This window comes from Sanguibacter sp. Z1732 (assembly GCF_051020515.1).
Lineage (GTDB): Bacteria > Actinomycetota > Actinomycetes > Actinomycetales > Beutenbergiaceae > CALKWS01.
Genome location: NZ_CP194857.1, coordinates 3633394 through 3646131 on the forward strand (window position 1 = coordinate 3633394; position 12738 = coordinate 3646131).

Here is a 12738-nt window from a genome sequence, read left to right on the forward strand (position 1 = left end):
GCGGAGGAGTGAAATCAGCACGCCGGACCTTGGAAATACTCGAAGCAGTGGCCAGGCGTCCGGACGGAGTGACGTTCAGTGAACTCGGTGACATCCTCGACATCCCCCAGAGCAGCCTCCACGGACTGCTCCGGACAGTAGTCGCCTCACGTTGGCTCGTCTTCGACGATGAGACGAAGCGCTATTTCGTCGGCGTCAAGATCTGGGAAGCCGGGCAGCGCTTCAAGCGCAGCCGCGAAGTCACGATCAGGACTCGGCAGTACCTGCTCGCAGCGCAGCGTACGTTGGGCGAGACCATCCAACTCGGGATCCTGGACGATCTCGACATCGTGTACATCGACAAGGTCGAAGGGACTCGTCCGCTGCGGCTCGTCTCCGAAGTGGGCGGCAGGCTGCCCGCCTACGTCACCGCCATCGGCAAAGTGTTGCTTGCCGAACTTCCGGCGCAACAACTCCTCGACCGCTTCGCTGGCGAAACCCTCGAAGGGTACACCGAGGAGACCATCACGTCGGGCGATGAACTCATCGAGCATCTGGGTACAGTGCACCGCTGCGGCTACGCCACCGATCACGGTGAGTACTCCCCCGGGGTGTTCTGCGTCGCCGTACCCATCCGCGACGCCAACGGACGCGCCGTTGCCGCGATGAGTTGCTCGGTGCCGCAGACGCTCATCGACCTTGGCGAAACTGATGAGGACGAGATCGCAGCCGTGCTGCAGCAACAGGCGACGAACGCGTCAGTTGCCCTCGGTATGCCCGAGCCCATCGCCCCCGCGCGCCGCTAACCGTCGCCGTCCGGGCGCAGAAAGGATGAAGTCGATGACGTTTCGCACCCAGGTACCTGAGGTGGATTGGCTAGCGATCGATGTCCCTACTCCGGCGCTGCTGCTGGATCTCGATATCCTCGACCACAACCTCGATGAGATGGCGGCGATCAGCAAGGAATCCGGGGTCTCCCTAGTCCCGCACGCCAAGACCCACCGCATTGGCGCAGTCGGGATCCGACAGGTCCAACGGGGAGCGTCCGGCCTCACGGTCGCAAGTGTGGCCGAAGCAGAGGGATTCGCAACTGTCGGTGTTGACTCGATCTTCATCGCCAACCCGGCGGCCGATGATAGCAAATTCCGCCGCTGCCTGCGGTTGACCACCGGTTGTGAACTGACACTCGCTGTTGACACCTTCGCGGGGGCTGAGGCGCTCGCGCACTTCTTCGCCTCTCGTGGAGCCAGCATCAAAGTCATGATGGCGATCGACAGCGGGCTACATCGCGAGGGGGTCGCTCCCGAGGCTGCGCCAGACCTGGCAAAGCGTGTCGCTCCGTTGGACGGTATCGACCTAGTTGGAATCTACACGCACGAGGGCACGGTATATGAAGCGCGGAACGCTGCCGACGTGGCACGTCGATCCCGGGCCGTTGCACAGGAGATGGTGGCGACTGCCGAACGTATCCGTCAGTTGGGAATAGACCTTCCCATCGTCTCCATGGGCGCCTCCGCGAGCGCCCGGGTCTGCGCGACCGTCCCCGGAGTCACCCAGGTCCGCCCGGGGATATATGCCTTCAACGATTCGGGTCAAGTGGCGCTCGGGAATGCGTCGCCGGAGACCGTGGCGGTGCGGGTGATCGCCACCGTCACCGGTCATCCTGAACCCGGCCGTGCGTATATCGACGGGGGTTCCAAAGCGCTCTCCGCTGACCTGCTGCCGGCAGCAGCCCTCCGCGAGCAGTACCCCGGGCACGGCATCATCGTCAACGCGCCGGGATGGGTGATCGAACGTGTCTCGGAAGAGCACGGCTGGTTGCGCTGGTACGGAGACGGAGAACCGCAGCCGCTACCGGTTGGCACCCGGTTGGAGATTATTCCCAACCACGTCTGCATGGCGTTTGCCATGCTCCGGCGGGCGCAGGTGATCCGTGCCGGTGAAGTCCAAGGCCAATGGGAGATCTTCGGTGCGGGCTCATAGGTCCGCCCCCAAAGTGGTGCAGTCCTATCTGAGTGATGTATTGAAAGGAAAGTAATGATTTCGCTGGTCCTTGAAGAGATCGGTCGGCTCGTCGTCACGGACGACGTCAAACCCACGCCGGGGCCCGGCGAAGTTCGAGTCCGGGTGGCCGTCACCGGGATCTGCGGCTCGGATATCCATGGCTACACGGGCGAGAACGGGAGGCGGTTTCCCGGACAGGTGATGGGCCACGAAGCCTCCGGATGGATCGACCAGATCGGGCCCGATAGCGAGAAATGCGGGTTGCGCCTCAACCAGCCGGTGACGTTCAACCCCCTCGTCGTACCACTCGGACAAGCCGAGGAATACCGGGGCCGGGAGCAACACTGCCCGGATCGCTACGTCATCGGCGTCAGAACTTCTGTGCCCGCGGCCTTTGCGACGTACGTGATCATTCCAAGCCGCAACATCGTGCCCTTGGCCCCCGACGTCCCAATCGAGCACGGGGCTCTGGTCGAACCGCTTGCGGTCGGCGTCCACGCCGTGCGGAGGGTGCTGGCAGAATCCGACACCCGCTCCCTCGTCATCGGGGGCGGCCCAATCGGTCAGGCCCTGGTGCTCGCGCTAAAAATGGCGGGCGTCGAGCAGATCTATGTGAGCGAGGTGGATCCCGCCCGCCGGGATCTCGTCGAGCGACTCGGCGCCCGCGCGCTGGATCCCCACACCGAGCCTCTCCGGGGCGCACTCGATGGTCTGGGCGGGCCGATCGCCGTTACCTTCGATGCGGTCGGCACCGACCAAACCGTTGCCGACGCGCTCTCTGTCACCAGCCGCGGCGGAAGGGTCTGCCTCGTCGGCATGGGCAGCCCTTCCCTCACGTTGGATGCGTTCGGAATCAGCACCGACGAACGGTCCCTGGTGGGCAGTTTCACTTACTCCGCCCAAGACTTCCTTGATGCGGCCGACTACGTTTCGCGGGCGGGCGAGGAGATGCCGTTGCTCATCAGTCGAGAGGTTTCCCCGAGTGAAGCAGACTCGGCGTTCCAGGCCTTGGCCAAGGGGGACGGCACGCCCGGAAAGGTGCTCGTCCGTTTCAACCACTGAGCGGCTCACCCCGGCGAAGGAGCGCCACCACACCAGCGCTCAGCCCGTGGGCATGGCGCTCGATGGCTCTACGTCAAGGGGCCATCACACCCCACGTTGTTTAGCGGGAGGAAGGCGAGGAGCTCATGGCAGCAGAGAAGTTCCGGGCTGTGGGCACGGTCGATCTCAGCCTGGCCAGGGCATCTGATGCCATCCCCTCCCCTGCCGCCCTACCCGGGCGGACTCGGTATGAGAAGAAGTGGGATGGGTTTCGTATCGCCGCGGTGCACACCGAGGAGCAAACCGCGTTGTGGTCCCGGCGCGGGGTGCGGCTGGACTCTTCGAGTCGCTGCCACCGCCCGACACGACCGGGGCCCGGTGCGCCTTCGGTCACGGGCTGACCGCCTTCTCAGCCTGCCCTCCGCGCCGCCCTGCCCGGATTGTCCGGACCCACCCCCAACGGCGCGACCCAACATCCCACCCAGAATGAGACCCACATCACATGGGCGGGCTATTGTGGACGGACTCGACGGGGAGGTTGATATGTCCACGCACTCAGCTGCTGAGAGTGGCCGGGGTGGTGCCGACGACACCAGTCCACGACCGGTCGTGACCATCTGGGGACAGTACGGCGCCGGAGCCGAGGCCATAGGAAAGGTCGTGGCCGAGCGGCTCGGACTGCCGTACCACGAGCAGGCCTTCAGTTCCGAGGAGATCGAGGGTGGTACCGATGCCGGATCGCTGAAGAACCGGGCGACCCTGGCCGAGGTCTTCTCGGCGATGGGCGGGGCCTACGGGGGCTTCGAGGGGCGGGACGTCGTCACGACGCAGAAGGAGAAACGTGACCTCGTCGCCGACAACAACGACACCGTGTGGCGCTACGCCGAGGAGGGCGGGGTGATCATCGGGCGTAACGCGACGGTCATCCTGGCCGCGCGATCACGCACTGTGCACGTCCTGCTCACCGGCGACGTCAAGGACCGTGTGCAACCTGAGTTTGGTCACCGGGTTCGGCTGAGTGGTGATGGACCGCGCTGACCTGCGGTGATGGGTGAGTTGGTTGCCGTTTTGAGGCACTAATTGGTGCCCTACTGTGGGCGGTATGGCGTGGATTCGGCGGGTCCCGACGGCTTCGGGGGCGACGGCCGTGCAGATCGCCGAGTCCGTGAACGGTCGGCGGCGCATCATCGCGCACGTGGGTTCGGCGCATACCGAAGCCGAACTTGGCTTGCTGATCGAGCGGGCGCGGCAACTGTTGCAGAACCCGGCGCAGGGGGAGTTTGAGTTGGGGGTCGAGCCGTTGGCGCCCAGGACGCCACTGATCGGTCCGGCCGGTGAGGCGAGCCTCTTTGAGGCCCCCGGCTCACCGAGTCGTGAGCGGGCCACGGTCGCCGCGCCGCGGGTGGTGGGAACCTCCTCGCGGGTGCTGTTCGATGCGCTGGCGGCGGTATTCGCCGATCTGGGTTTTGAGGCCCTGGGTGACCCGGTGTTTCGTGACCTGGTGATCGCTCGGATCGTGGAGCCGACATCGATCCGGGACACCGGACGGGTCCTTGCTGATCTGGGGCGACGGCCGGCCAGTGACAAGACGATGCGCCGCACCCTGACCCGGGCATACCAGGGCACCTACCGCGACCAGGTCGCCGAGTTGTGCTTCACCCACGCGTTGGCCAGCGGAGACGTCTCGCTGTGTCTGTATGACGTGACCACGTTGTTATGCCGACATCGGCATAACAACGTTTATGCCGACCTTCTGGTTATGCCGATGTTTGGGGTATCGGCCCAGGTCAGGGCCTTGTCGGTGGCCTGAAAGGTCGGCATATTCATAGGGTCGCGAGCCAGGCGAGGATGTCGGGTTCGGGCTGGTAGGTGCCGGGGTCGGTGTTCGGCGGGCGGGTGCGGTCGATCGCGGCTTGCTTGATGGCCATGTCGGCGTGCAGGTAGGCGTCGGTGGACTGGGTGTGTTGGTGTCCGAGCCAGAGAGCGATCACGGAGATGTCGACGCCGTGGGTGAGCAGGGTCATCGCGGCGGTGTGCCGCAGGGTGTGCATCGTGACGTGCTTGTCCGCGATGCTGACGCACTCGGCGGCTGCTGTCGCGACGTGGATCTTGAGGCGGTGTTCGAGGGCATCGGGTGAGAGGTGCTGGCCGCGGGGTCCACAGAAGAGCGCCTCACCGGGGCGGGCGCGCCGTTCGGCGAGGTAGCCGGTCATGACCGCGACGGTGGTCGAGGTCAGCGGCGTCGATCGGGTGCGCCGGCCCTTGCCGGTGCAGGTGACATTCGCGCCGACACCGAGCCTGATGTCGGCGTAGGTCAGCGAGGTCAGTTCGCTGATGCGTAGCCCGGTTTGGATCGCCAGGACCAGCAGGGCATGGTCGCGCCGGCCGGTCCACCGGGTGCGGTCGGGCGCGGCGATCAGGGCGTCGGACTCTGCGGGAGTGAGGAACTCGAGCATCGGTTTGGGATGGCGTTTGGGTGGGATCGCCAGCACGCGGGTGATCGTGCCAGCGTGCTCGAGGTGAGCGGGTAGGGCGTGGGCGAGCACGGCCCGGATCCCGGACAGGCGGGTGTTGCGGGTGGCAGTGCTGTTGCCGCGCTCATCCTCGAGGTAGTCAAGGAACGCGGTGACGTTCTCGGCGTCGATGTCACCGATGTCGATGCGCTCGATTCTGGTGCCAGTCCTGGCGGCGAGGAAGGTGATGAGCATCCGCCAGGTGTCCCGGTAGGTGCTGATGGTGTGCCCGGACAGGTTCCGTTGGGCGTGGGCGAAGGTGGTGAAGTACGTTTGCAGCTCGATGGCCAGGGCGTTCATGACAGGTCTCCTTTCGGGCTGGTCGCCTCGAGGCGTCCGGCTGCGGCGGCGAGCAGGTCCGGGACGGCGCTGAGGTACCAGTAGGTGTGTTCCGGGCCGGTGTGCCCGAGCCAGGTTGAGAGCAGCCCGAGGGTTCGGGCGGGGTTGGTGCTGTGGGTGTCGCGGCGATCATGTGCCCGGTGGCGAAGGTGTGGCGGAGGTCGTGCAGGCGAGGACGGCGCTGTCCGGTCGGGACCAGCTCGAGGGCGTCGACCAGAGCACCAAAGTGCTGCTCGATCGTTTCGAGGACGAAGCCGCTGCCACGGTTGTTGACGAAGATCGGCCCGGTCGGTGACGGACCGGTGGCCAGGCGCTCGGGCATGCTCAAGTACTCGACCAGCGCTGCTGTCGTTGACGGGTGCAGCGGGATGAGCCGGTCCAGCGGGGTCTTGGTGCCATGAACCTGCAACAGGTTCTCGGCCACCTCGAGGTCGTTGACTCTCAACCGGAGAGCCTCCCCGATGCGCAGCCCGGTGGCAGCGAGCAGGCCGATGATCGTGGACATCGTCGTCGCCACCCGCACGTCGGGGAAGAACAGCGGGCACGCCGTCAGCAGGTGGTCCAGGTCGGCCTGGGAGTAGATGAACGGTGCCGGCCTGGTCGTCCTGGCCGGGAGTAGCCCTGGCGGGATTCGCGGGACGTCGGCTCCGCGCGCGTTCAGCCAGGCCGCGAACGGGCGCACCGCAGTCAACCGTTGTGACCACCACACGGGCGCAGCATCAGCAGGTTCACGGGCCCACTGCACGGCGTCCTCGATCGTGAACGTCTCGCTCTTGCCGCGCTCTTGGAGCCAGTTGAGGAACTGTCGCAGCAGGTACTCGCTGGTCTTGAGCTGGAACCCCAGCCCGCGACGCTGAGCAAGGTAGGTGTCGAGCTCGTCGTGAAGGCACAGAGTGGACGGATCGCTGCTCATCGTGGCACCTGCCCGAACGGCACGGTCAGTGTCCGTAGCGAGGCCAGGTCGACCCGGGCGTACACGCTTGTGCTGGCGGCGTTGGAGTGGCCGAGGAGCTCTTGAGCCTCGATCAGGCTTCCACCGGTTGCGATGACGTTCATCGCTGCGGTGTGCCGCAGCCGGTGCGCATGCACCACTCCGAGCCCTGCCGCTTCGGCGCGGTGCTTGACGATGTCGGAGATCCCGGCGCTGCTCAACGCGCGGATCGGTGGCCGGACCCGCACGAACAGTGCCCGATCCAGTGCGTCAGGGCGCGCTTGCAGCCAGGCGATCAGCGCCTGGCCGACATCGACCGGTACTGGCAGCGTCAACCGCCGCGGTCCTTTGCCGATCACGCTGACCCGTCCGACGGCCCAATCGACGTCGTCGAGTCCCAGGGTCGCGGCCTCTCCGGCGCGTAGCCCGAGCCGCCACAGTGTGGTGATCACCGCCCGGTCTCGAAGGCCGACAATCGTGTCCAGGTCGCACGCGCTCAGCAGACCTTCGACCTGCCCGGGCGACAATCCCCGGGGCAGCATGGCCCGTGTGGCCCGGGCACGCAGGATCCCGCCAGTCAGGTCGCGCTCGATTCGACCGGTCGCCAGCGCCCACCGCAGCAGCGACCGCATCGCATCCACGATCGCGGCACGCGAAGCCGACGCGAGGCCTTCCGCACGGTCGACGATGAACGCGTTCACGACCGTGACGTCACACGCGCTCCAGTTGATCACTTCATCGGCAACGGGCAGTGAGTCGACCAGTGCGCCAACCCAGCCCCGACGATGATGGATACATGCCTGGCTGATCCCGCGAGCCTCGCGCTGCCAACGGCCCCACGCATCCAACTCGCCCACAGCGGCTGACCCCAACGGCGGCGCCTCCCTCGCGCTCGGGCCACGAACTCGCTTACGTACCAACTCCTCACCGGGCAGGTACCCACACTCGACGAGGAACCGGCGCACGGCCGGGGACCTCACCTTGACGATCACATGTCCCGGGACACCGGGGGCATACTTGGCCTGGAACGCCTCAAGCACATCAAGGCTCAGCGCTGCCAGCGACACATCGTGATCGTCCATCCAGGCGCTCAACCCGCGAGCCACGCCGAGAACTTGCGGGACCATCGTTCGTGAGTACCGCTCCGCTGCCAACCAGGCCGCCAACTGCTCCATCACCACCCCCTCCAGCGGACCACGAGCCACAACGGGCATCACCGGCAACACGACGACCACCTCCGAGCACACGAACACCTTGGAGGATCAGCGTGTCGTTATGCCGACCTTTCAGGCCACCGACAAGGCCCTGACCTGGGCCGATACCCCAAACATCGGCATAACCAGAAGGTCGGCATAAACCTTGTACTTCGAAGCGGAGAAGGAAGATGATCTGCGCAAGGTCGGTTACTCCAAGGAGCGCCGGGTCGATCCTCAGATCGTCGTGGGGGTGCTGGTCGACCGGGGCGGGTTTCCACTGGAGATCGGCTGCTATGAGGGCCCTGTCAGATGGTGTGTGTAAGGGGTGTGGCTCCACCCCCTGAAGGAGACACGCTGTGACGATTGACGCCATGTCGAAGATGAGCGCCGAGGAGCGCGCTGAGCGTCGTAGGAAACAGGCCGAGTTGGCCGATGACCTCAAGGCCACCGGGGCCTTGGATGAGGTGTTCGCCCGGATCGATGCCGGAGAGAGCGCTGACCGGAGACGGTGGCGTGCTGGGCGGGATGCTCAAGGCCGCCCTGGAACGAGGCCTGGAGGCCGAACTGAGCGAGCACGTGGGCTATGAGAAAGGCGCACCGGATGCCACCGACCACCCCAACTCCCGCAACGGGCACTACGCCAAAACGGTGACCAGTCAGGTCGGGGACATCGAACTGGCCATCCCGCGGGATCGGGCCGGGACGTTCACCCCGATGCTGGTGGGTAAGGGCCAGCGCCGCCTGGATGGGGTCGATGGAATGATCATCTCCCTATACGCCGGCGGGATGACGCTACGCGACATCTGTCACCACCTGGCCTCCACCGTCGGGGTAGACCTCAGTCACGAGACGATCAGCAAGGTGGTCGACTCCATCGGTGAGGAGGTGCTGGCCTGGCAGCGCCGCCCGCTGGAATCCCTCTACCCGGTGATCTATCTCGATGCGATCATGGTCAAAGTCAAGGACGGGTCCCACATGGTCAATAAGGCCGCCCACATCGCCATCGGGGTGGACATGGACGGCATCCGCCACGTGCTGGGAATCTGGGTCCAGACCCACGAGGGCGCCAAGTTCTGGGCCCAGGTCTGTGCGGACCTGGCCAACCGCGGCGTCCGCGATGTGCTCATCGTGTGCTGCGATGGACTGACCGGCTTTCCCGAGGCGATCGAGGCGACCTGGCCCCTGGCCACCGTGCAAACCTGCGTGGTCCACCTGATCCGGGCCGCGATGCGGTTCGTGTCCTACTCCGATCGCAGGGCAGTGGCAGCGGCGCTCAAGCCGATTTACACCGCCCCGAACGAGGACGGCGCCCGCGAGGCGCTGGAGGCCTTCGAGGCCGGCCCGTGGGGGACGAAGTACCCCGCCGCGGCGCGTTCGTTCCGGGCGGCCTGGGACCGGTTCATCCCGTTCCTGGCCTTCCCGCCGGAATTGCGCCGGGTCATCTACACCACCAACGCGATTGAGTCGCTGAACTACCAACTGCGTAAGGTGACCAAGAACCGCGGCCACTTTCCCAACGACGCTGCCGTGGTCAAACTGCTGTGGCTGGCGATCTGCAACATCGAGGACAAACGAGCCCGAGAACGCCAGAAAGAACGCGGGCTACCGGCCGCCCAGCGGCGAGCCCCCGGCCGGCTGATCGAAGGATCGGTGACCACGAACTGGAAGGCCGCCCTGGGCCAACTCGCCCTGATCTACCCCGAACGAATCGAACCCTACCTGTGACCCCCGCCACACCCCTTACACACAGAGATTGACAGGCCCGCGGGACTCTCCATCATGCTCCCCGCCCAGGCTCGAGGCAGGTTCACGCTCGCTTCGGTCCGCAATGTAGGGGGAATGGCTGCGCCGATCGGCCTCCTTCTACTCACCGCCGCCGCCTTCGGAGCAACCACAACATTCCTTCCCATCTCCGGTCCGAGCACAGCAGAAGCCTCCGCCGCCTTGCTCGTCGCCTCCGTGATGCTGATCGTCGGACGCCTCGGGTCCGGCATCATCGGTGACCGAACTCGACCGGGAAGACTCTTGCTGACCTCCGTATTACTAGTCGCGGGAGGGCTGGCCCTGACCGCAGAAGCCCTGCACGACACCCCATCCGTTCTACTCGTAGGGGCGGCAATGATCGGGGCCGGGTTCGGCGCCAGCCAGAACGACTCTTTCGTGCTGACAGTCCACCGCCTCGGACCTTCTCGATCCGGCACGGCTAGCACCCTGTGGAACATGGCCTACGACGGCGGGCTCGGAGCCGGCGCACTCATCCTGGGTTGGACTGTCGGCAACACTGGCTACGTCGGCGCATTCCTGTTGATGAGCATCGCCATCGCCGCCATCGCAACCACGACGGCAGGGCTACACATCCGCCGTCGTCACCGCACTGCAACTGTCCTCAACCCACCGAACTGACCTGGTCCTGCCCGGACCAGCGGTCCCAGGATGCCGGGATGGACAAAAAACTCGGGTCCAACTCGTGGATCGAGTCCGCACCCAGGAACGTCATGCCCTCACTGATCTGGCGTTCGAAGAGTTCCAGGATGTGGTTCACCCCGGCCTCACCTGCGGCCAGCAGCGGGTACACATACCCGCGGCCCAGCAACACCGCGCGCGCCCCCAGCGCCAGGGCTTTGAGCACGTCGGTGCCGCGGCGGACCCCGGAGTCGAACAGCACCTCCACCCGGTCCCCCACCCGTTCGACGATCTCGGGAAGCACCTGCAGGGTGGGCACCGACCCATCCAAGACGTTGCCGCCGTGGTTGGACACCACAATCGCATCGGCGCCGGCACGCACCGCGCGCTCGGCGTCGTCAGCGGTGAGAACGCCCTTGATCACCAGCGGCCCGTCCCAGTGCTCACGGACCCAGGGGATGTCGTCCCACGTGGGGGTCTTCTGGTAGATCTGGCCGATTCCCTCCCAGAACCCCATGGGTGAGCCCGCAGCGTCCAGGGCCATGGCGATGTCGGGCATCTTCACCCCGCTGGACCCGGCGATGTCCAGGGCCCACCCCACCTTGGTGGCAACTTGCGGGACGAACTTGATCAGCTCCGGCGGGCTGGTGTCCATCGGCACGTTGCGCCGCGTGGTCCACGGCGCGTCCTTGGGTCGGGCGATGGTCGGGGTGTCCACGGTCAGCACCAGCCCGTGCACCCCGGCGCGTTTGACCCGTTCGATGATCGGGGCCGAGGCATCCCGTCCGCCCACGTAATACAACTGGTAGAACACCGGTCCGGTGGCGTTGTCCATGATCGTCTCGATCGGGGCATTGGTCACCCCGGAGACGAACTGGATCGTGCCCGCCTTTCCCGCCGCACGGGCGACCCCCGCCTCGCCGTCGGAATGGCCCACCCCCAGGAAGCCAACCGAGGACAGGATCACCGGCATCTCGATGCGATGCCCCAGCACGGTGGTGGCGATGTCCGGTTCGGGCTTGAACACCCCGTTGCGCGGCCGGAAGTGGACCTCCTTGAAGATCTCCTCATTGCGTATCGCGGTGATGTTCGACCCCGAGCCGGCCTGGAACATCTGGAAGACGCTGGCCGGCAGTCGCCTTCGGGCCAGGTCCTCGGCATCGGCTACCGACTGGATCTTCTCCAGGCGGCTCTTGGTGCGCATCGCGGTGAGGTTGGAGTGCAGAGACTGCAGAACGGACATGGCAGGTCACCTATTCTGTTGGGCGGGATCGCTCACCGCACGACGGCGAAGCGGCCGGGCCATGTTGCCCCGACCGATGCTGCTGACGTGCGCCATGAGTGACTCCTTGCTCGCGGATCAGGGAGGCCTCCAGTCTGATCCTGCGTGCTCGATCACGCACGACGAGCAGTGGGAACGTCTCGGTGGACCGAGAACGCATCACTGTGCCAGTTCGGCGAGGAAGGCGAGCAGCAGTCTGTTGAACGCTTCGGGGTCGTCCTGGTGCGCTTGGTGACCAGCCTCCGGGATCTCCTTGTAGTGGAAGCGCCCACCGTCGACCGGCCACCGCCTCGCGGTCATCGCTGTGAGCCGACCGGCAGCACTGGCGTCAAGCGCCCCTCGGGTGGCAAGGACGGGCACAGTGAACTGCTTGCCCTGCAGTCCGTCCAGCGCCGCGAGAGACATCGACAAGCCTGCCAAAGTCTTCCCGGGTGACCCCCGATGTAGTGGCACGCACATACTCCCGGGCCTCTGATGTTGTTGCGGTGCCCTGTGGCAGTTGTTTGCGGATCAGCCGGGTTGGCAGCAACGTGCCGATCATCCCGGAGAGCCGCCAGGCAAGACGCAGTCGTGCCTTGACGCCTCGGCCGGTGGGGTTGATGCACGGGGCGCCGATAGTCACAAGACCGGCGACTCGTTCGGGACTCTCCAGGACGAGTCGCTGAGAGACCATCCCACCCAACGACTGGCCTACCAGGACAGCACGTTCCGAGCCGTTGACCGCGTCCAGCAGTGCCAACAGATCCGCGCTCATATCATCGGCAGTCGGTCCGTACAGGCCGTGCGGGACGGACGCGCCATGGCCCCTGAGATCCCACAGCAGGACCCGACACCCAGTTGCGACCATGGCCTGGACCTGGCCGTCGAACATGCGGCGATCCATCCACCCGCCATGGGTGAAAACAACCAACAGCCCGCGCGACGGTCCGTGCACCTCGGCCTCGAGCACGGTGCCGGCCCTGGGCACCTGCACCGGCTCAATGTGCGGGAAAGCGTCCATGTCTTCCTTCCACTTCTGAGGTTCTTCGATAGTCGTCATCGCGCCTTGCA

At 65.8% G+C, this 12738-nt stretch carries 11 protein-coding genes and 3 pseudogenes; 8 read left to right on the forward strand and 6 right to left on the reverse strand.

Annotated features, from left to right (window positions below):
* Nucleotides 1–8 precede the first annotated feature (8 nt).
* From ACRRRO_RS18925 to ACRRRO_RS18945, 5 genes and pseudogenes are all read left to right on the forward strand, one after another.
* Nucleotides 9–785 (forward strand): IclR family transcriptional regulator, encoded by a 777-nt coding sequence (locus ACRRRO_RS18925; RefSeq protein ID WP_424798254.1) that lies wholly within the window; start codon nt 9–11, stop codon nt 783–785.
* Between the two features lie 34 nt (nt 786–819).
* Entirely contained in the window at nt 820–1962 is a 1143-nt protein-coding gene (locus tag ACRRRO_RS18930; protein ID WP_424798255.1) for an alanine racemase, read from the forward strand.
* A 54-nt stretch (nt 1963–2016) separates the two neighbouring features.
* Nucleotides 2017–3045, forward strand: coding sequence for a zinc-dependent alcohol dehydrogenase (locus ACRRRO_RS18935; RefSeq protein ID WP_424798256.1), 1029 nt, complete (start codon nt 2017–2019; stop codon nt 3043–3045).
* 588 nt (nt 3046–3633) lie between these two features.
* Nucleotides 3634–4062 carry a cytidylate kinase family protein gene (locus tag ACRRRO_RS18940; protein ID WP_434080716.1) on the forward strand — a complete coding sequence of 143 codons (429 nt, stop codon included), beginning with the start codon at nt 3634–3636 and terminating at the stop codon, nt 4060–4062.
* A gap of 64 nt (nt 4063–4126) precedes the next feature.
* A pseudogene (locus ACRRRO_RS18945) lies at nt 4127–4738 on the forward strand (IS1634 family transposase); the annotation flags it as partial.
* A 109-nt stretch (nt 4739–4847) separates the two neighbouring features.
* On the opposite strand, the gene ACRRRO_RS18950 reads toward ACRRRO_RS18945, so the two are convergent.
* The 3 genes and pseudogenes from ACRRRO_RS18950 to ACRRRO_RS18960 form a co-directional block, all read right to left on the reverse strand.
* Nucleotides 4848–5837: a tyrosine-type recombinase/integrase gene (locus ACRRRO_RS18950; protein WP_424798258.1), complete on the reverse strand. Its 990-nt coding sequence runs from the start codon at nt 5835–5837 to the stop codon at nt 4848–4850.
* 238 nt (nt 5838–6075) lie between these two features.
* Nucleotides 6076–6789, reverse strand: a pseudogene (locus ACRRRO_RS18955) (tyrosine-type recombinase/integrase); the annotation flags it as partial.
* Entirely contained in the window at nt 6786–8060 is a 1275-nt protein-coding gene (locus ACRRRO_RS18960; RefSeq protein ID WP_434080717.1) for a tyrosine-type recombinase/integrase, read from the reverse strand. The pseudogene ACRRRO_RS18955 and the gene ACRRRO_RS18960, both read right to left, overlap by 4 nt.
* Nucleotides 8061–8166: 106 nt before the next feature.
* Here ACRRRO_RS18960 and ACRRRO_RS18965 point away from each other — a divergent pair, with 106 nt between their 5' ends.
* The 3 genes and pseudogenes from ACRRRO_RS18965 (at nt 8167) to ACRRRO_RS18975 (ending at nt 10406) form a co-directional block, all read left to right on the forward strand.
* Nucleotides 8167–8325 (forward strand): hypothetical protein, encoded by a 159-nt coding sequence (locus tag ACRRRO_RS18965; RefSeq protein ID WP_434080718.1) that lies wholly within the window; start codon nt 8167–8169, stop codon nt 8323–8325.
* A gap of 58 nt (nt 8326–8383) precedes the next feature.
* Nucleotides 8384–9728, forward strand: a pseudogene (locus ACRRRO_RS18970) (IS256 family transposase).
* Nucleotides 9729–9842: 114 nt separating this feature from the next.
* Nucleotides 9843–10406: an MFS transporter gene (locus tag ACRRRO_RS18975; RefSeq protein WP_424797933.1), complete on the forward strand. Its 564-nt coding sequence runs from the start codon at nt 9843–9845 to the stop codon at nt 10404–10406.
* On the opposite strand, the gene ACRRRO_RS18980 is transcribed toward ACRRRO_RS18975, so the two are convergent.
* The 3 genes from ACRRRO_RS18980 to ACRRRO_RS18990 form a co-directional block, all read right to left on the reverse strand.
* On the reverse strand, nt 10390–11649 hold the full coding sequence (locus ACRRRO_RS18980) for an alpha-hydroxy acid oxidase (RefSeq protein ID WP_424797932.1): 1260 nt from the start codon (nt 11647–11649) through the stop codon (nt 10390–10392). The two genes, ACRRRO_RS18975 and ACRRRO_RS18980, sit on opposite strands and share 17 nt — an antisense overlap.
* 198 nt (nt 11650–11847) lie before the next feature.
* Nucleotides 11848–11988 (reverse strand): hypothetical protein, encoded by a 141-nt coding sequence (locus ACRRRO_RS18985; RefSeq protein ID WP_424797931.1) that lies wholly within the window; start codon nt 11986–11988, stop codon nt 11848–11850.
* Nucleotides 11989–12016: 28 nt separating this feature from the next.
* Nucleotides 12017–12727, reverse strand: a complete 711-nt coding sequence (locus ACRRRO_RS18990; RefSeq protein ID WP_424797930.1) for an alpha/beta fold hydrolase — start codon at nt 12725–12727, stop codon at nt 12017–12019.
* Nucleotides 12728–12738 lie beyond the last annotated feature (11 nt).

Coding starts and splice junctions, on each gene's coding strand:
- ACRRRO_RS18975 (WP_424797933.1), top strand. CDS start 9,843: ATGGCTGCGCCGATCGGCCTCCTTCTACTCACCGCCGCCGCCTTCGGA.
- ACRRRO_RS18950 (WP_424798258.1), bottom strand. CDS start 5,837: ATGAACGCCCTGGCCATCGAGCTGCAAACGTACTTCACCACCTTCGCC.
- ACRRRO_RS18935 (WP_424798256.1), top strand. CDS start 2,017: ATGATTTCGCTGGTCCTTGAAGAGATCGGTCGGCTCGTCGTCACGGAC.
- ACRRRO_RS18980 (WP_424797932.1), bottom strand. CDS start 11,649: ATGTCCGTTCTGCAGTCTCTGCACTCCAACCTCACCGCGATGCGCACC.
- ACRRRO_RS18990 (WP_424797930.1), bottom strand. CDS start 12,727: ATGACGACTATCGAAGAACCTCAGAAGTGGAAGGAAGACATGGACGCT.
- ACRRRO_RS18985 (WP_424797931.1), bottom strand. CDS start 11,988: ATGACCGCGAGGCGGTGGCCGGTCGACGGTGGGCGCTTCCACTACAAG.
- ACRRRO_RS18930 (WP_424798255.1), top strand. CDS start 820: ATGACGTTTCGCACCCAGGTACCTGAGGTGGATTGGCTAGCGATCGAT.